This is a genomic window from Vibrio frigidus, from assembly GCF_042465995.1.
Taxonomy (GTDB): domain Bacteria; phylum Pseudomonadota; class Gammaproteobacteria; order Enterobacterales; family Vibrionaceae; genus Vibrio.
Map to the genome: position 1 here is coordinate 69,106 of NZ_JBCDMC010000006.1, position 19,671 is coordinate 88,776.

The window sequence follows — 19,671 nt, forward strand, 5'->3', positions numbered from 1 at the left end:
TCGCTTTTCTCTTATAAAATATAACTATTAATTGCCTGTAATTGCTTTCAACGCCTTAATTTATTCCCTACAATCACAATCAAAATTGATAACTATTTCGGAGTCAGCTCTATGAGCGAAGTGAAGCATAGCAAACTACTAATATTGGGCAGTGGTCCTGCAGGTTACACAGCGGCAGTATATGCTGCGAGAGCAAACCTAAACCCTGTTCTTATTACTGGTATACAGCAAGGTGGTCAACTTACCGAAACGACGGAAGTGGAAAACTGGCCTGGAGATGCTGAAGGCTTAACGGGTCCATCCTTAATGGAACGCATGAAAGAACATGCCGAAAAGTTTGATACCGAAATACTATTTGACCATATCCACACAGTGGATTTAGAGAACCGGCCATTCCGTTTAACTGGAGACAGTGCGGCCTACAGTTGCGACTCTTTGATTATTTCAACAGGCTCTACCGCAAAATATCTTGGACTGGAGTCTGAAGAAGCTTTCAAAGGCCGCGGCGTATCCGCATGTGCAACCTGCGATGGCTTTTTTTATAAGAATCAAAAAGTAGCGGTTGTTGGAGGAGGCAATACAGCGGTTGAAGAAGCCCTATATTTAGCAAATATTGCGGCTGAGGTACATCTAATACATCGCCGCGAAGGGTTCCGAGCTGAAAAAATATTGATGAAGCGCCTCCAAGACAAAGTGGACAATGGCAATATCGTCCTGCACACCAATCGTACTTTAGATGAAGTTCTTGGTGATGATATGGGGGTTACCGGGGTTCGTTTACAAGATACCTTATCCGATGCAAAAGAAGAGCTTCAGGTAATGGGACTTTTTGTCGCAATTGGTCATCATCCAAATACCGGCATATTTGAAGGACAGCTCGATATGAACAATGGTTATGTGGTCGTAAATTCAGGATTGAATGGCAATGCGACGCAAACCAGTATTGAAGGTGTATTTGCTGCCGGTGATGTCATGGATCAAAACTATCGCCAAGCTATCACATCGGCTGGCACCGGATGCATGGCGGCACTCGATGCCGAGCGCTACTTAGACGCACTAGCCGATAGCAATAAGTAGTCATTTATCTCTATTTATTGCATTAATTAACCGCTTTCTATCATAACCTTATAAACCAGCGGTATTCCCGCTGGTTTTCTTTTTGTATACTCTCCCTCTTATTCTAAATAACGAATGAATCTACAGATTTTTTTCTCATAAAATCTACAGGTCCAAATAAAGAAGCCTTATACGTAAATGGATAAAACAAAACAAAAAAACCTCAATAAGTGGCTAAAGCTTCAAGGTAAACTGGCTAAGCGATGGCTACTTATTAGCGTCTCTCTAGGGGTGTTCTCTAGTATTGTATTACTTGCTCAAGCAGGATTACTCGCGTCGATATTGCACCAGCTTATTATAGAAAATGTAGATAAGCGTCAACTTCTTCCCTACTTCCTAGGCCTAGCGCTAACGGTTGTGATTCGATCAGCCTGTACCTGGGGAAGAGAGATAGCTGGTTTTCGCGCTGGCGAGCAGATTAGAATTTACATTCGTCAACTTATTTTGGATAAGTTACGCGCTGTTGGACCAGCTTATATCAAAGGAAAACCCGCCGGAACGTGGGCAACATTGTTATTAGAGCAGGTAGAGGATATGCAGGATTTCTTTTCTCGCTATCTCCCACAGATGTCTCTTTCTGTGTTAATTCCTTTAGTTATTCTCGTTGTAGTATTCCCAACGAACTGGGCCGCAGGGTTGATTTTTCTTGTCACTGCACCGTTGGTGCCATTCTTCATGGCATTGGTTGGCATGAAAGCCGCAGAAGCCAATAGAAAGAATTTTAAAGCTTTGCAACGTTTGTCTGGCCACTTTTATGACCGCTTGCAATCGATGACGACTATCCGCCTATTCAACAGAACAAAAGCCGAAGAAGAGACACTTCACGGGGCTTCAGAGGTGTTTAGAACCCGAACTATGGACGTACTAAAAGTCGCTTTTCTGTCGTCGGCTGTTCTGGAGTTTTTTACTTCTATCTCCATTGCGATTACGGCTGTTTACTTCGGTTTTAGTTATATTGGCGAGCTCAATTTTGGGTATTACGGAACTGGTATTACCCTATTTTCTGGTCTGTTTATTCTTATTTTGGCCCCAGAATTTTATCAGCCTTTACGAGATCTCGGCACCTTTTATCACGCAAAGGCGCAAGCAGTCGGCGCTGCAGAAAGCATTGTTGATTTCTTAAATACCGAGGTGTCGCATCAATCGTCTGGACACGAAACAATTTGCGATGTTAATTCCATCCAAATAGAAGCATATGATTTGGTCGTCAAAAGCCCTGAAGGGTCAACATTGGTGGGTCCTTTATCATTTAGCATAAAACCTAATCAGATGACGGCACTTATCGGACCAAGTGGTGCAGGTAAAACCAGCCTTATCAACGCTATCCTTGGTTTCTTACCTTACGAAGGAAGCTTGAAGATCAATAATGTTGAGATTAAAGATGCTGATCTTATTCAATGGCGTGACCAAATCAGTTGGGTTGGACAAAACCCGCTACTTCTACATGGCACAATTAAGGATAATATCACGTTAGGTAACAACGATGTTTCTGATGAGCAACTCGATTCCGTTCTCAAAGAGTCCTATTCTGCTGAATTTGTCTCTCGACATGGTTTAGATTATCAAGTAAGCGATCGTTCAGGTGGTTTATCTGTAGGTCAGGCTCAACGATTAGCACTTGCTCGTGCCATGCTACAAAAAGGCAATTTTTGGCTATTGGATGAACCAACCGCAAGCCTCGACGCACGTAGCGAAAAACTCGTGATGAAAGGGTTAGAAAATAAGATCAACCAAAGCACGACTCTCATCGTTACGCATCAGCTTTCTCAGCTCAAAAACGTCAAACAGATATTTGTAATGCGGGAAGGATGTATTGTCGAATCTGGGTCTTATCAAGAACTCGAAAAAAATCAGGGGCTCTTCGCCAGCATGTTAGATGCAAAAAACAGTGCACAAGGAAAAGGAGATCTCGATGCGTGAGTTATTGCCTTACATAAAGCTCTATAAAAAACATTGGTTCGGCCTTTCAGCAGGTATGCTGCTCGCGTTTGCAACCCTCTTCGCCTCTGTTGGCTTGTTGACTCTGTCTGGTTGGTTTATTTCAGCCTCTGCCGTTGCGGGCCTTAGCGTGGCTAGAAAAACTTTTAACTACATGTTACCTGGAGGTGCGGTACGAGGCTTAGCAATGGGCCGAACCGCAGGTCGTTGGGGGGAACGTGTCGTCAGCCACAACGCGACGTTCAAATTGTTAACAGAACTCCGGGTTTTCTTTTTCAAAAAACTTGCCCCGCTCGTCCCCGGACGTATCGCCAACTTACGCGATGGTGACTTATTAAATCGATTAGTCGCCGATGTTGATGCGATGGATCATGTGTATCTTAGATTGCTAAGTCCGGTTGTTGTGAGTGCGTTGGGTATTGCGACACTTACTCTATTTCTAAGTTGGTTCGACCTTGCATTAGGTCTAATCCTTGGTGCCATATTAATGTCACTATTGATTATCTGGCCAGTTGTCTTTTACAAGCTTGGAAAGCGCAATGGTCAGCAGCTCACCACCCAAAAATCCGATCTCCGTGTCGCCTCACTCGATTGGTTACAAGGACACAGTGAACTGGTTTTATTTGGTGCAGAAGAACGCTATCGGAATGCGATTCTTAAGTCACAAACTAAGCTGCTAAATAATCAATTCGTAAACGCAAATTTAACGGGCATGGCAAGCGGGTTGCTCATGCTAGCAAATGGGTTCACATTAACACTGATTCTATGGCTCGCAGCAGATGGCGTTGGCGGTAATCCTCCAGGCCCGATGATCGCGTTATTTGCTTTTGCCACTATGGCTAGTTTCGAAACGTTAATGCCGATAGCGGGTGCATTTCAGTACTTAGGACAAACGCTCACCTCCGCTAGACGACTAAATGAAATAATCCTTGCTGAACCGGAAGTGAAATTTCCGGAACAAGGAGAACTCAACTCAACAGAATATGATATTCAATTTGATGATGTCAGTTTTCGTTATGATGATTCGGAACAAACCGTTATCAATAACTTTAACCTGCACATAGCTAGCAATACACGTGTCGCGATTCTTGGTCAAACGGGGTCAGGGAAATCCACTCTCATACAACTACTTTGTCGATATTGGGACACCACAGATGGGTCGATTTCTGTCGCCTCCACTCCATTAAAGGGAGTGAGTGAAAACACGCTAAGAAATACTATCTCGGTCGTCAGCCAACGTGTCGATATTCTTAATGGCACGCTACAAGATAACCTCGCTATCGCGAAACCAGATGCTTCTGATGAAGAACTGAATTCGGTACTAAAAAAAGTAGGGTTACAGGCACTATTAGAAGGTAAGAGTCTCGATACATGGCTAGGGGACGGTGGGCGTCAACTTTCCGGTGGAGAGAAACGTCGTATCGGTATCGCAAGAGCCATTTTGCATAACGCACCAATCATTTTACTTGATGAGCCAACAGAGGGTCTGGACAAAAAAACTGAACATCAGATTATCACTTTGTTTGACCAACATTTCAAAGGGAAGACCGTGATTTTTATCACCCACCGTTTGGTTGGGCTAGAGGCGATGAACCAAATATGTTTGATTGAAAACGGCTCTATTGTTGAGCAAGGAACACATGATGAACTGATTGGTTTACAAGGACGCTACCACCGTTTGCATCAAACCTTGTAACGATAATAAACGTGTAGCAACGACTGGTTTTAATTGGCTTGTTAGAAACCCACCTGAATAGCCGGTGGGTTTCTATTATTTGAGCGAATGATTAGGCATAGTCAGCTTCAAATTTCTTCATAAACTCAACCAAGGCTTGAACGCCTTCTAATGACATCGCATTGTAGATCGAAGCACGCATACCACCCACCGCTCTATGTCCTTTCAACGCCTTTAAACCTGCCGCATCTGCAAGCTCGATAAACGTATTGTCTAATTCTGGTTTCGCGAGTTGAAAAGGCACATTCATCAACGAACGGTTGTTTGTGTGAACGGCGTTATTATAAAAAGCCGATTCATCAATCGCGGCATACAACAACGCCGCTTTTTCACGGTTAATTTTTTCGATAGCTTCTACACCACCGACCTCTTTGAGCCACTTGAAGACCAACCCAGACAGATACCATGCGTAAGTCGGAGGAGTATTAAACATAGAATCCTTGGCCGAGAGCACTTTATAATTAAGTACACTTGGTAAGGATTCCGTGGCGAGTTCTAGAAGGTCATCACGAACAATAGCAATGCATATGCCTGCTGGTCCCACGTTCTTCTGAGCGCCAGCGTAGATAACACCATATTTAGAAACATCAATTTTACGAGATAATATAGTGGACGACATATCCGCGACGATAGGTTTTTCGGTTACTGGCAACTCATTGATTTCAATTCCGTCAATGGTTTCATTTGGACAAAAGTGAACATAGGCCGCCTCTTTTGAAATCTTCCATTCACTGGCTGGTAATATCGCCGCCTTTCCATCAATCTCTGTCTTTGCGTTAAATGCATCTGGTTGGCAGTATTTAGTTGCCTCGGTAATTGCACTTTCAGCCCAATATCCACCATCGATATACGTGGCAACTTTCGCTGTTCCAAGTAGATTCATTGGAACGGCAGCAAACTGAGCGCGCGCCCCGCCATGACAAAAAAGCACCTTATAGTTGTCAGGAATACTTAACAAATCTCGGAGGTCTTGTTCTGCGTCGTTCGCGACCTTGATAAATTCTTTACTACGGTGGCTAATTTCCATCACCGATGTACCCTGGCCATTCCAGTCAACGAATTCGGATTGCGCTTTTTGCATTACTGCTTTTGGCAAAGCCGCTGGTCCTGCACTGAAATTGTAGATCGTTCCCATGATGATATATGCTCCTGCTTAATCTGATTTTTGTGAACTGGAACCAGTAATAGCACGTTTTGCGCAACAGAAAAAGCACAAAAAAGAGGTCGAATGACCTCTTTTAAATGAATGCAGGGTTTTTCTAAAATCTAACCACGATTATCGCATCATTACCGACATGAACATGGTAAGCAATGGGATCTTTTGTCCACTCGCAAATTCAAGGTTCCCATCTGCAACGGCTGCGTCTATTGTGTAGCCATCGTCCGTGGGTAGCATGATTTCCATAATAACCATCTCATCAATACCCTCTTGCATATAAGGATACGCTTTTACTAAATCATTCGATACGAAAGTATTGAGCTTACCGGTCAACGCTGGAATAACCTTGCTAAAATCTTGGCTCACGTCATCCGTGCCCTTTGGTACTTCCAATAACCAACTTGACTTAAACAAGCCTTCACCAAGGGTCAATTCTAGATCATTAAGTGCAACCTGAAATCCTTGGCTAAATAACGCATCGATCAAAGGAGTAGATTGACCTAATACGGCTTCATCAACAATGGGGCTAGATTGATATAAACCAACCAAACCTTCAAAAGCATTTTTGTCTAGATTGCCAATCGTAAAATCAAGATTCAGATTACTCAACGCACCTTCGCTGGTGACAATATCGCCTGCTTTGACAATATGATTTGTGTTTAACCTTTCACCCATTTCATCGGTAGAAGAACTAAAATTGTAGCTAAAATTCTTCGCACTGGTATACACAGTACTGTCTGGCATCAACATGGCTGAATTGGCCACATTCACTTGCTGTTCTCCGTGCCAAAAACCGTTTACTTTTTTACCTGTCGCAAACCCAGTAATAGAAGAGATATTGATACTCTCGCCAGTGCCAAAATGCACCTGTAATGATGGGAACTTAAAGGTTAAATCGACTTCACCTAATACGGTTGCATTTCCCGTCATTTGAGACGCGGCTAGATAGATAGAAGTGCCAGAGGAGTCTGGTGCTTCATAATTTACATTATCTATATCTAAAGAAAATTCAGTATTGCCATTTAACTGAGTAATGGTTGATAACGTTGCGGGTAGAGAATCGAAGTCAACCAAATTGGTTTCGGTAGCAACACGAATAAGTCCATGTTTGATATCATGCTTAAGAATGAACTCTGTCGGTAAACCATCAATAACAAACTGTTCTTTGAGAGCCGGATCTTCAATAATGTATTTTGTAGTAGCGACGGCAGATAGATAACCTCTTTCATAACTGACGATTTCAGCTGAAATTTCACTCGAGTCTAAAGACCCTATTCCATCTTTCAATACATTTTGAGCGATCTGTCCGACGGCTAAAGGCCAACAAGCCACCAATACCAACGCACCACCTATCGCTCCATATTTTTTCAACTGTTGCATGTGTTCACTTTTAATGGTTTTAAAACATTGAGTCTAGCTTAGTTAACAATAAGTTAAAACCTTGAGTTAAATCAGAGTTTTCAAATGTAGTGAGTGAAGAGTTTTACTCACCTCTCATATCGAAAGGTAGAAAATTGTTACATTGGAAAATAAAACGTCTACGAGGTGACTGTGACTCCATATGTATTGCTTTATCTAGATAATGACCCGATATCTGTAGAAATGTTGAGAACGGAGTTTGCTTTTCTCTCAACGCATTTCGACATCTGTTGCGTTGACTCACCAGAAGAAGCTCAACAAACATTAGAATTTGTCCAAGAACGAGGTCAATCCGTTGCCATGGCGATTGCGGCTTCAAGTCAGTCATTTGATGCCGCTGAGTTTTTGATTCAGTTGGACCGACAAGAACATACGAAAGACGCTCGAAAAATATTAGTCAGTGATGGTGAAGACATCAATACCATTCTCTCTGCCGTTAACGAAGGACGTTTGGACCATTGCCTTACTAAGCCATTGAAGAAAGATGCGATTTTGGAAACAGCAAGAAAAGAGCTGACAACATTTATTCTCGGAATTCCGTCTGCAGACTGGCTTCACTACAGTGCTATATTGGATCAATCCCGAATATTAAGCGCACATATAGAAAACAAACTTGACTCATTTCGCTCCGGCTTTATCCATGACTTCCATCGTCTAAGCGACTCCTATCTTACCGATCAGTTTATTGGTTCCTTGCTGAAATTTTTCGCAGAGAAAGACGATTCTAGGGCATGTAGAACCTATTCTTCCGACCATTTATTGACCGTAGAAGGCGACCCTAACGAATTTCTATGGTTCATCGTCGAAGGTGAAGTCGCGCTATATAAAGCCGATGATCTCTCTATCCAAAGAGAGGTTGTCAGGCATTCAAAAGGCAGCTTGGTTGGCGGCATGTCATTTGTTACCGGTGAAATCTCTTTCTCGACAGCTATCACATTGACGGAAACAAAGGTAATCAAACTGGACAAAGACATCTTCTCTGAAGTCCTCAACTCAAACAGTGAATTGCTGCCTCTATTTACGAATATATTGCTGCGGCATTTCAACCGAAGGCTGCAAAGGAGCATAAACACAAAGCTTGAACTGCAACGAACCTATGAATCGCTTGAAACGGCACATCAACAGCTAATAGAAAGAGAAAAAATGGCCATGCTAGGCCAGTTAGTTGCCGGTGTGGCACACGAACTAAACAACCCCATTGCTGCAATACTGCGAGGCGCAGATACCTTAACATCTAAGATTGATGAACTTATACACTCTCCACTACCGACCTCTCATCAGGAACTGGGTGCCAATATATTAAGAGAATCAATGCATTCTCGGCCAATGTCGACATCGGATGTTAGGCAACAAACCAAAAATATATTATCTGATATTAACGATAAAAAACTCGCCAAGAAAGTCGTACAGCTCAACCTACATCGAGACCTATCTGAGATTTTACAACTCGGTAAAGAGAGTAAGGATCTCGCTGGCACCATCGCTGGTTTAGAAAAGTATTATGTCACTGGTTCCACTCTTCGTTCCATACAGGTGTGTGCTAAGCGTATTGCGGATATGGTTAAGAGTTTAAAGGGCTACGCACGCCAAGATAACGAGATCATGCACGTTATCGATATCCATGAAGGTATCGAGGACACATTGGTCATCTTTGAAAACAAACTTAAGCGACATACGGTGATTAAAGAGTATCAAGACCTGCCGGATATTCTCTGTTTAACCAATGCGATGCAACAAGTTTGGACCAACCTTGTATCCAATGCTGTTGACGCATTCCCAGAAAATGGTTGTCTTAAGATTTCTTCAGAACAAGAGATCAAAGATGATTTACTCTATGCCAAGGTTACCTTTGAAGACAATGGTCACGGTATTCCTCAAGAGCAACAAGATAAGATATTCGAATTAAACTATACAACAAAAAAAGAGGGCAACTTTGGCCTAGGTATTGGGCTTTCCGTTTGTCACCAAATTTTAGCCCAACATGGCGGTTGGATAGAGGTTGAATCTAACCCAGATGAATACACCAAAATGATTGTATGGCTGCCGTTTCAACCTGCAAACACTGTGGTAAATACTGATAAGGAAATACGATGAATAAATATCTCATTCTCTGTGTAGATGATGAACGCGAAGTACTGGACAGCGTAGTACAAGACCTTTCCCGGTTTGAAGATAACTTTATAATTGAGGGCGCCGAGTCAGTGGCAGAAGCCAAAGAGGTTATCCAGGAAAACGCTGATGATGATATTAAATTGGCCTTGATTCTATGTGACCACATAATGCCCGAACAAACTGGAATTAGCTTTCTGATTGAACTTAACGAAGCAAAAGAAACCAAATCAGCAAGAAAACTGCTCCTTACAGGACAAGCCGACTTAGAAGCGACAATAAATGCGGTAAATAGCGCTAGCTTGGACTTTTACATTGCCAAACCATGGCATGGTGACGAACTGGTCAAAACTCTGACCCAGCAGTTAACACAATATATGATTGAAAATGAACCTGATCTTATGCCTTGGGGCCGAATACTTGATACAGAAAAAATATTCAACGCAATTTCAGATAAACGCAGTCAATTTGGTGAATAAAAATCACACTTTAACTCATTTTCTGACTGTTACATCATGATGCAAGCTAAAATGGCGTAATAATTGATTGCTTTTCAAACAAGTATAGTCGAAACGCCATTTATTTAATGACGCGAAGTGTTTAAAATTATATGGTTAGAAAAATAGTAATGTGATTTTGCTTCTACCGAATTAACTTGAAGGACATAGGTTTACTTTAATTATGCGAAAAATACTTTTTATTGCCGCTCTTGCACTTACCTCTAGCTCTGCATTTGCCGCTACAGATCCAAACAGCCCATCCGTTATGAGTAATTTTAACTATGACTATGTTGAAGCTCGCATTGGCATTGACCCTGTTACTTTCGGTGGCGCTTACAGTACGTCTATTCACCCTAATGCGCATGCTGTCGTAAGAGTTGATTCAGAATTTGAAAGCGACTACAACCTTGCCGCTGGTTTTGGTTTCCACGCACCAATTAATAATTGGGCAGACTTGACCGGTGAGATGCTTTTACGTGGTGTTGACAAGAAAAATGCCAGTAGCGATCTTGGAATGGAAATTAACCTTGGTATTCGCCAATGGATAGGTCCTCAATTAGAGCTTGGTGGTAAAGTCGGCTATGTAGATATTGATGACGACGATGATATCATCGGTTCCGTCTATGCTCGTTTCCATTCAACAGAATTATTTAGCATTGGTATTGAAGGTAAAATCAATGACTTTTATGGCGACCAGTTAATGTTTACAACGCGATTTAAAATGTAAACCCAATAAATCGTTCGCTATTAAACACAGAAAAACCGAGAGACGTACACACGTCTCTCGGTTTTTTAATGTCTAGTTTTTAATAATCCGCAAAATTTTGTGATTATCCATAATGTTGACAATCTACTTTCTGCAAATCAGTGCTGTAGAATTTGCCCTGTTTTTTATCTGCGTGGTTTTCGTTTTCTTTGGTTAGGGTGAGAAACAGGAATAGCCGCAAGTAACGTCTTAGTGTAATCGTCTTTGGGTGACTCGAAGATCTCGGATACCGTCCCATGCTCAACCACTTTGCCGAAATACATCACAGCAACTCGGTCGGAAACATGTCTGACGACCGATAAATCGTGCGAGATAAATATCATCGCGAGGTCCATTTCTTGTTGGAGGTGCAACAGAAGATTTAATATCTGTGCTTGAACGGAAACATCGAGCGCCGATACAGACTCATCACAAATAAGCAGCTTAGGTTTAAGAGCTATCGCTCTTGCTATACCAATTCTTTGTCTCTGTCCTCCCGAAAATTCATGGGGATACCGATTTTTCGCTTCCTTAGACAAACCCACTTTAATAAGTAGCTCTTCAACCCATTTCTTCCGTTCTTCCTTCGAACCAATTCCATGAATAATAAATGGTTCTTCAATAATCATGCTAATGGTATGCCGTTGATTAAGTGACTCGAGCGGATCCTGAAAAACGATCTGCATGTCCTTTCTTAAAGGGCGCATCTGTTTAGTGGTATATCCAGTGATATCCTTTCCTTCAAAGAATATCTTCCCACCATTCGGCTCGTAGAGTTTTAGTATAGAACGTCCCAAAGTACTTTTGCCACAACCTGACTCGCCTACTAACCCTAATGTCTCACCTCTCGAAACATGAAGTGATACACCATCGACCGCTTTCACGGTGTATCCTTTACGAAACACACCGCTTCCAGATGTAAAATACTGTTTTAGGTTTTCAATCCGAATAACTTCTTGCATGTGTACCGCTCTTAGCTGTCGTGTGGAAAATCGATGGTAATCATTTGCTTAGGTGGATTATCTAGATTGGGCATTAACCTAAGTAACTTTTGAGTATAGGGATGTTTTGGCGAGTCAAATAGCTCAAACACATCAGCTTGTTCAACGATTTTGCCTTCATACATTACAGCGACATCATCACAAATTTCGGCAACAACACCGAGATCATGAGTAATGAAAATCATCGCCATGCCTGTTTCTTCTTGCAGCTCAGTCATCAACGCTAATATGGAAGCTTGTACAGTAACATCCAGAGCAGTCGTTGGTTCATCACAGATTAATATGTCTGGTTTGCAGGCTAATGCCATCGCTATCATTACACGTTGTCGCATTCCGCCCGAAAGATTATGCGGGTATTCAGTCAATCTTTTTTCAGCTTCTGGGATACGCACTTTCTCGAGCATCTCAATTGAAAACTGTAATCTCTGCTTCTTATTCAACTCTTTGCGATGCAATACCAAAACTTCGTCAATCTGCGCCTTGATCATCTGTACCGGATTTAGCGCCGTCATCGGATCTTGGAAGATAATAGAAATATTATTTCCTCGCATCGCGTACATCTGTTCTGGAGCGAGTCCGAGTAAGTCAGTGCCTTTATACAAAATTTTTCCACGTGTTACGTTTCCATAAGGCTTTGGTAATAAACCTAGAATAGACATGGAAGTGACACTTTTTCCACAACCAGATTCACCAACCAACCCGAGCGTCCGGCCTTGTTTTACGTCAAAACTCACACCATGAAGAACCTTAACCGTACCATCATCAGTAATAAACTCCGTTTCTAAATCACGCACTTGCAAAATTATCTCGGCTTCTACCATCCTCTCCTCCCTTAAACCTATATTTTTTAGAAACCTAGAAGCTTAGACTGAATCATCAAAACTTGTATTTATCATTGATTGTCGTAACTGGCTCATACGATGTGCCTTTCTTCATCGCGGCCAGTGTTTCCTTTTTAGCCTTCAGATCAATCCAATAGGTACCGAGGTCAGATGGTGCGCCAGTACTAAATAAACTCTCTGTTTTTTTTGTCATTGGTTGCGCCGGAAACTTCATCCAACGCCAATGTGCACTGCGTGTATATGGAACCATGTAGCCCGGAATAATGACGCTTGCGTCATCCACAATTTTCTGAATGGTTCGAGACAAGTCTTCGCGCTTTTCTCTGCTGAATTCAGAACGGAACTCCGTGATAAGTTTGTCCAATTCAGGCGTACTGTAATTTGTAAAGTTATTCGTTTGCGGCTTGTTTGCGTTTACGGAATGCAAGTATTCCCAATAACGGGGTTGCGAACTCGACCCCATTCCGTGAAACGAAATTTCATGTTTCTTTTCGCTTACGTATTTAAATGCTGACGACCCATCGATAAGATTTAACGTAAACTCCATTCCTGCAAGCTTTGCCTGCTCTTTTAAGTAGGCCAATCTAGGGGTATGAAACCTTGCCGAATAAGTGATAGCAAATGTCAGTTTCTCACCTTTGTCGTTCTCTCGAACCCCATCAGAACCAACGATAGAAAAACCTGCTTTGTCAAAATATTGCGCCGCTAAAGCAGGATCAAAAACAGGTGCAGTTATCAGTTCATTAGTAAACTTCTCCTGACCAACACCCATTCCATTCGGTTGCCTTGAGTAGTCGCCTCGTAACACCTTTTTTATCATGCCATCAAAATCTGTCGCATGCGCAATCCCTTTGCGTACATTGATGTCACTCAATTTAGGTTTGGCGGTATTCAACCACATTCCACCAGCGCCTTGAGGCACTTGATTGAACCCCCAAAATTTCTGGACGTAACCTTTCTGATATATTTTACCGCTTGATTTCTCATGCCACAAAGAAGGACGAACCAAGTGATAAGAGTCCAAGTCGCCCTTTTCAAAATGCTTTCTCGCGATATCATCGTCACGAATAATCTGAATTCTAATTTTTTGCACATTGTAACGGTTTTTATAATAAGGGTTGCTATACCCCCACCAATCTTCACCTACATGTTTAAAGGTAATTGAGCGGCCTTTCTTTACCTTGTCTATGGCATAAGCCCATGTGGTTGGCTCTGCCTTAAAATTATACTTTCTTACAAAATTATCGTCGACGCCGTCCCTGTTCTTGTCAATATCTGGCTTATAGAAATGCTTTGGTCTTGGCGCCATACTCGTGCTTTCCAACAAGTCTTTTTTGTCTTTCGCTTCGGACAATGTGACCGAAATAGTATGTTCATCGTACTTCACTACGTCTTTTAATACGGTGGTGTAATAGGTGTTGTACCACGGCGCCACAATATCCTTAGAACGCATTAAGGTGAGCACATAGGTGAAGTCATCAGCGGTTACGGCCTCGCCATCTGACCATTTCGCCTCGGGATTCAACCTATAAAACACCGTTTTATGGTCTTCGCTAAAAGCCCATTCAGTTGCAATATCTGGGATCCATTCATCCGTATCAGGATGCTTACTGACTAAAGAGGGATGCGCGTCGAGCAACCAAGCACGAAAAGAGCCATTTGCATCAGGCCCGACCGTTCTGAATGTTTGTGGAAAGCTTGCAATAGAAGTGCGAAAAGTGCCGCCAAATTGCGCATCTGCAGAGGCAAAAAGCGGATCGCTCACATTGGTTTCCCAGACTAAATTCGAGGGTAAGGGTTGGTCTGCCCAACCGAAAAAAGAACAACCGGAGAACATAATTGTCGCTAAAATCTTATTCATTTTCATATCTACATCCTTGTGTGCGCTAGACCTAGGGACTGTTGGTCATACGCTGAAAAATAATATCGAAAGGCCAACAGACCTTAGCTATATCGTGTGAATTTCTTAGGATCAAACGCCGCACGAACGGCCTCTCCGATAAATGTCACCATCACGAGTACCAAAACAATTGAAGTAACAACCGACATAACTATCCAGGGAGAGTCTAGGTTAGACTTTCCTTGCTGTAATAATTCTCCCCATGAAGGTGTAGGTGGCATTAATCCCAATCCTAAATAATCCAACGCGGTTAAGGCTGTAATATTACCGGCGATAGTGAATGGCGCTAATGTTACAATCATGACCATCGTATTTGGTAATATATGTTTAAAAAGAATACGTGCAGTAGAAGCCCCCAAAGCCCTAGCGGCCAGTACATACTCCCTTGCTGACTCCTTGTAGGTCATCGTTCGCATGTACCAAGTAATACCCATCCAACCAAACAGAACATTGATAAAAACAAAAAGAGTGAACGTTGGCTGAATAATTGAAACCAAAATCATAATTACATACAGAAATGGCACCATTGACCAAACCTCTATCACCCTCTGGAATATGAGATCAAATTTTCCGCCCCAAAAGCCCATTGCGCAGCCAACTGCGGTACCTATCACATAAGAAATAACCATAGTGATCAATGCGAACCCCATCGCGATTCGAAACCCGTAGACCAATCTGGCCAAAATATCTCGACCGATAATGTCCGTCCCTAAATAATGCTTATTTTTCGCATCTGGTGCTGTCGGCGGATAATCTCCACTGTAGTCTTGTTCATATGGATTCCAAGGAATAATAGGTAACACAACAAAATCACCTTGATCTTCTTCGACAAATTTTTGCTTCAGTTCTCTATAATTAGCCTCTGAAAGGTAGTCAAGACCGTATTCCGTCCCCGGAATGACATCAGAAAGAACAGGAAAGTGATACGCGCCCTGATAGCTCACTACCAAAGCCTTGCTGTTAACAAGCATTTCCGCAAAAATAGACAGCACCAAAAGTGTTGATAGAATCAAGAATGACCAGTATCCACGTTTTATCTCTTTGAAACGTCTGAATTTCCTTAGAGTTAAGGGGTCCAATTTAAAATTCATCTTACTCCCCAAACTTCACACGTGGGTCGACAAGAGCGACACACATATCAGAAAGAATATTGCCAACCAATAACATCGATGCGTTTACCGCAACAATTCCCATCACAACCGGATAATCTCTTTCAACAATAGATTCATACCCAAGAAGACCAATACCGTTGATGTCAAAGATTACCTCGATAAGAAATGAACCCGTCATGAAAAAGAGCAACGAATTTCCAAAATGACTCGCAATTGGGATAAGACTGTTTCTGAGCGCATGTTTCCGTACAGCCTGTTGAAATGGTAATCCTTTCGCGATTGCTGTTCGAATGTAATCGGCTGATAGATTTTCCATTAGGTTATTTTTCATTGTCATCGTCAGAGTAGCAAAGTCACCAATCAGGTAACAGATAAGTGGTAAAACGGCATGCCATAACACATCGCTTGCTTGTTCATAAAAGGACTCATAGTCGTCAAAGTCATCGCCGACAAAGCCACCCATTGGAAACCACTCTAAGTTGTATGCAAACCAAGTAATCAACAAAACACCAACCACATAACCTGGTAAGGCGTAGCCAATAAAAATTGCAATCGAGGAAAGTGAGTCAAACACCGAACCATGTTTGAGTGCTTTAAAATAGCCCAATGGAATTGAAATGAAATAAGCGATGAAAAATGTCATACCGCCATAAAACAGTGAGACTGGCAAACGCTCTGCAATCATATCGGTCACAGGCTCGTAGTATCGTGTTGATTCGCCAAAATCTAGAGACATGATTTTAGTCAACCATTCCCAATACGCCTCCACAACGGGCTTATCTAATCCATAAAATTCATTGAGTTGTGCAATTTGGTCCTCTGAAAGTGCCGAGCTTGCGCCTACATCATTACTGACTGCTGTTTCACTGCTATTAAATTGAATACTAGAAAGGATGCGTTCAACGGGTCCGCCCGGGACAAGGCGAGTAATGGCGAATATGAGAATAGTAATCCCTATAAAAGTGGGGATAACTAACATCATCCTACGTAGAAAATAATCAAACACTAAACATTGCGCTCCCAATCCATGGTTACAGGCAAACTAAAACGTATTTCAAGGTATCATGCATATTCTCAGTAATCATATAGTTAATATTAGCTTTAGTTCCAGTAAAAGTAGCCATTGTTGTGTTTGAAATGAAAAAAAACCTCGCGAGGGCGAGGTTTTTAGTATTAAATTCTACTGGGTATAGCGTTAAGAGAGGTCACAAGTACGTTTCAATTCCTTTTTCATTTTATTACTCAATAAGCTCCAGTGAGTACCTTCAACCGCACCTGCAAACTTCCACAACAGATTAATATCTGTATTTTCACCATATTGATGTCGCACTTTCTTATACACTTCAACAGCACCAAACTCCATAAATGAACTGACATTAGAGATACCCGCTTTCTTAACCATCCTCTCCAAGGTTAATCGCATATTGGGTAGGTCCCTTAGTCGTTTACTCTCGGCGGAGCGTCGATATGCCTTATTGGCAATCGACAATCGAATTGAACGTTCAATAAGATCATCAAGCCTTGAATACCTTTTGCTATAAAGCGTTGATATATCATAATAGTTGACCGTAACAACGGCTTGTTTTTTAACATGTCGATACCGATTACAACCCAAGGCACGTAGGTCCATGTCTAGACACCCTCCTCCTCTTAAATAAAATGCATCGCCAGAAATCAAAACAAACATAGCATCTTGAATAAATAACCCTATACCACCAAACATAGAGTGTTTCTGAAAAACACCAAATTTTTCTGCATAAACATAAAAGTCTGAATTATTCATTAATTTCACCTCTGAAATAACATATTAATTTCTACAAACTTCAATGCCTTCAACGACGAATTAAACGTAATTTATTGTAATTGATATAATTATTAGAATAGTGACACTATCATGGTACTACTGGATACACCTCGTTGGCGGAATAACTAGACCTTAAGCGGTATGAAATGACTTATTTTTCGACCAACTTCACGCAAAGACTCACAAAATTAGAGAAATCACTCAAGAAGACATCTTTTGTTACATTTTCTGTTGTAGTCGCAACCCACGCAAATAACTCCTTGCTAAATAGTGGCGCAATTAATTGAATATGTGGTTGGCAGAGAGCGGCAACCGCATGTAAGATTGATGCCAAGTAATTAGGACGAACTTCATGAATCATTTATCTTTTTTTTGGCTGCCTGAAAACAAAGCAGTCCTTTTAGACGGGCTAGAATCTGAATTTGCTCAATTAGTAGAGCAATCAATTCAAACCGGGCGCATAACATTGCCACCAATACCCGAAGTGGTGCTTAAAATTCAGCAATTAAGCATCGGAGAAGAAACCAGTGTGTTCGATATTGCGGAGTGTCTTATTGATGACCCGAGCTTAGCAGCGGTTGTTATTCGTGTAGCTAATTCTATCTTTTTTAACAGACGAAATATTACCTGCACAGATATACAAACGGCGGTATGCAGACTAGGAATCTATCGAGTTCGCGATATCGTGACTGCGCAGTCTATTGAACAACTTAAGCACAGTTCTCATCTGTCAAAGCAATGTCGTAAGATATTGGTCAACAGTGCTGCGACGTCGCGAGAGTTAGCGGCAACAATGCTTTTAGTCACGCAAGAAATACAGAACTATCAACCCGAAGAGTATGACTACTTAGAAGCTGAAAAAGCGTTGCTTGTAGGATTATTAGCCGATATTGGCCTTTTTTGTTTGGTAAGCGAATACCACTATTATCTCGACAATGGCAACTATATAGACGAGCAATTAGCTATGCACATCTTTGAATCGCGTTGTGCCGTGACGAGTGAATTAGTCCTAAAACATTGGTTATTTGACAAAGATTTTCTCGAAGTAGCGACGAACGAACAACACCAAGAACTCTCTGATGAACAGGAGAAACAGGAAGAAATAAGCTATCTGGATATTGCTCGCATCGCTCACCATCTTCTAATGTTTAGAAAACAAGATGAAGCTATTGACGATCACCATGTCGAGATTAACCTTGCAGGTGCACAAGCCATGTATGAGCTAAGTAACCTACCAATGAATGAATTTAACACCCGCATTGCGGATGTTATGACAGCAACCGGGCTATAGCCTCAAATCACACAGGTTCTACCATGTTTTCAGGGATGATTTTTATTTTTACCCCACTGGTTGTGGGGTATCTATTTTCTATATCAAATGCAAAGTTACTCGAGAAAATCAACAGCAATACGTCTAGATTGGTCTATGTCATACTTTTCTTAATGGGACTTAGTTTAGCCGCATTGGATAACTTAAGTGCCAATTTACAAACTATTCTAAAATTCACGTCAACATTTTTCCTTCTAATGGGAATGTGCAATTTATTGGTGCTGCCTTTTATTGACAAGCTATTTCCACTCAAAACTGAACAATCCAACAAAAAACTTCCTCTCTCTTCGATGGCGTTAGAGTCAGGGAAACTCATTTTGGTAGTGGGCTCTGGTTTGGCTGTCGGATTGTTACTTAACTTTGATCTCCATTGGGTTGAAAGCGCGAGTGAGTGGATACTGTTTTTCCTACTGTTTCTTATAGGTATTCAACTAAGAAACAGTGGTCTTACACTTAGGCAGATATTGCTCAATAAGCATGGCATGATCATCGCAGTCGTTATCGTACTCACATCTTGGATTGGTGGCCTACTTGCTGCTCTATGGTTAGATATTCCCCTCACTCGTGGTTTAGCGATGGCTTCTGGGTTTGGATGGTATTCGCTTTCTGGCATCTTAATGGGAGATGCGTTTGGCCCTGTATATGGTGGCGCTTCTTTTATGATAGAGCTTTTAAGAGAGCTTGTTGCTTTGGTCATGATACCGATGTTAATTCAACGCCTACCCTGTACTGCTATAGGTTATGCTGGTGCAACAGCGATGGACTTTACCCTACCCGTCATTCAAACCTCTGGTGGTGTACGCTGTGTACCAATTGCAATAGTTAGTGGCTTCATCCTAAGTTTGCTTGTCCCTCTATTTATGCTTTTTTTCGTTTCGTTAAGTAGCTGAGCAAAAAATGTGATAACCAACTCTTTTCAAAGCCGTTAATGAGATGTTACTTATTGCTACATTAGTGTAAA

The 19,671-nt window shown here is 41.7% G+C and carries 16 protein-coding genes; 8 read left to right on the top strand and 8 right to left on the bottom strand.

Annotated elements, in window-relative coordinates; translation table 11 throughout:
* The first annotated feature begins 111 nt into the window (after positions 1-111).
* The 3 genes from trxB (at position 112) to cydC (ending at position 4,750) form a co-directional block, all read left to right on the top strand.
* Positions 112-1,077 (top strand): thioredoxin-disulfide reductase, encoded by a 966-nt coding sequence (gene trxB / locus AACW90_RS11555; RefSeq protein WP_390234494.1) that lies wholly within the window; start codon positions 112-114, stop codon positions 1,075-1,077.
* 177 nt (positions 1,078-1,254) lie between these two features.
* Positions 1,255-3,036: a heme ABC transporter permease/ATP-binding protein CydD gene (cydD, locus tag AACW90_RS11560; RefSeq protein WP_390234496.1), complete on the top strand. Its 1,782-nt coding sequence runs from the start codon at positions 1,255-1,257 to the stop codon at positions 3,034-3,036.
* A complete protein-coding gene (gene cydC / locus AACW90_RS11565) occupies positions 3,029-4,750 on the top strand; it encodes a heme ABC transporter ATP-binding protein/permease CydC (RefSeq protein ID WP_390234498.1) in 1,722 nt (573 codons plus the stop codon). The genes cydD and cydC overlap by 8 nt, the downstream gene beginning before the upstream one ends.
* 91 nt (positions 4,751-4,841) lie before the next feature.
* Here cydC and serC read toward each other — a convergent pair whose 3' ends face one another.
* On the bottom strand, positions 4,842-5,924 hold the full coding sequence (gene serC, locus AACW90_RS11570) for a 3-phosphoserine/phosphohydroxythreonine transaminase (RefSeq protein WP_390234500.1): 1,083 nt from the start codon (positions 5,922-5,924) through the stop codon (positions 4,842-4,844).
* 141 nt (positions 5,925-6,065) lie between these two features.
* Positions 6,066-7,328, bottom strand: coding sequence for a DUF945 family protein (locus tag AACW90_RS11575; RefSeq protein WP_390234502.1), 1,263 nt, complete (start codon positions 7,326-7,328; stop codon positions 6,066-6,068).
* 171 nt (positions 7,329-7,499) lie between these two features.
* On the opposite strand from AACW90_RS11575, the gene AACW90_RS11580 reads away from it, so the two are divergent.
* From AACW90_RS11580 to AACW90_RS11590, 3 genes are all read left to right on the top strand, one after another.
* On the top strand, positions 7,500-9,461 hold the full coding sequence (locus AACW90_RS11580; RefSeq protein WP_390234503.1) for an ATP-binding protein: 1,962 nt from the start codon (positions 7,500-7,502) through the stop codon (positions 9,459-9,461).
* A complete protein-coding gene (locus AACW90_RS11585; RefSeq protein ID WP_347997018.1) occupies positions 9,458-9,955 on the top strand; it encodes a response regulator in 498 nt (165 codons plus the stop codon). Before AACW90_RS11580 ends, AACW90_RS11585 begins: the two co-directional genes overlap by 4 nt.
* A gap of 202 nt (positions 9,956-10,157) precedes the next feature.
* Entirely contained in the window at positions 10,158-10,703 is a 546-nt protein-coding gene (locus AACW90_RS11590) for a hypothetical protein (protein ID WP_390234506.1), read from the top strand.
* Between the two features lie 164 nt (positions 10,704-10,867).
* Here AACW90_RS11590 and AACW90_RS11595 read toward each other — a convergent pair whose 3' ends face one another.
* The 6 genes from AACW90_RS11595 to AACW90_RS11620 all read right to left on the bottom strand — a co-directional run bounded on the left by AACW90_RS11595 (position 10,868) and on the right by AACW90_RS11620 (position 17,359).
* Positions 10,868-11,683, bottom strand: a complete 816-nt coding sequence (locus AACW90_RS11595; RefSeq protein WP_390234509.1) for an ABC transporter ATP-binding protein — start codon at positions 11,681-11,683, stop codon at positions 10,868-10,870.
* 11 nt (positions 11,684-11,694) lie between these two features.
* On the bottom strand, positions 11,695-12,543 hold the full coding sequence (locus AACW90_RS11600; RefSeq protein ID WP_390234513.1) for an ABC transporter ATP-binding protein: 849 nt from the start codon (positions 12,541-12,543) through the stop codon (positions 11,695-11,697).
* Between the two features lie 55 nt (positions 12,544-12,598).
* Positions 12,599-14,425 (bottom strand): extracellular solute-binding protein, encoded by a 1,827-nt coding sequence (locus AACW90_RS11605; protein WP_390234973.1) that lies wholly within the window; start codon positions 14,423-14,425, stop codon positions 12,599-12,601.
* A gap of 83 nt (positions 14,426-14,508) precedes the next feature.
* Positions 14,509-15,555 carry an ABC transporter permease gene (locus AACW90_RS11610; protein ID WP_390234516.1) on the bottom strand — a complete coding sequence of 349 codons (1,047 nt, stop codon included), beginning with the start codon at positions 15,553-15,555 and terminating at the stop codon, positions 14,509-14,511.
* Position 15,556: 1 nt separating this feature from the next.
* A complete protein-coding gene (locus AACW90_RS11615; RefSeq protein ID WP_195703162.1) occupies positions 15,557-16,582 on the bottom strand; it encodes an ABC transporter permease subunit in 1,026 nt (341 codons plus the stop codon).
* Positions 16,583-16,771: 189 nt separating this feature from the next.
* Entirely contained in the window at positions 16,772-17,359 is a 588-nt protein-coding gene (locus tag AACW90_RS11620; RefSeq protein WP_390234519.1) for a TfoX/Sxy family DNA transformation protein, read from the bottom strand.
* Positions 17,360-17,732: 373 nt separating this feature from the next.
* Between AACW90_RS11620 and AACW90_RS11625 the strand changes: the two genes are divergently transcribed.
* Complete coding sequence (locus tag AACW90_RS11625) at positions 17,733-18,671, top strand: HDOD domain-containing protein (RefSeq protein WP_390234522.1); 939 nt, start codon at positions 17,733-17,735, stop codon at positions 18,669-18,671.
* A 23-nt stretch (positions 18,672-18,694) separates the two neighbouring features.
* A complete protein-coding gene (locus tag AACW90_RS11630; RefSeq protein WP_390234524.1) occupies positions 18,695-19,600 on the top strand; it encodes a LysO family transporter in 906 nt (301 codons plus the stop codon).
* Positions 19,601-19,671 lie beyond the last annotated feature (71 nt).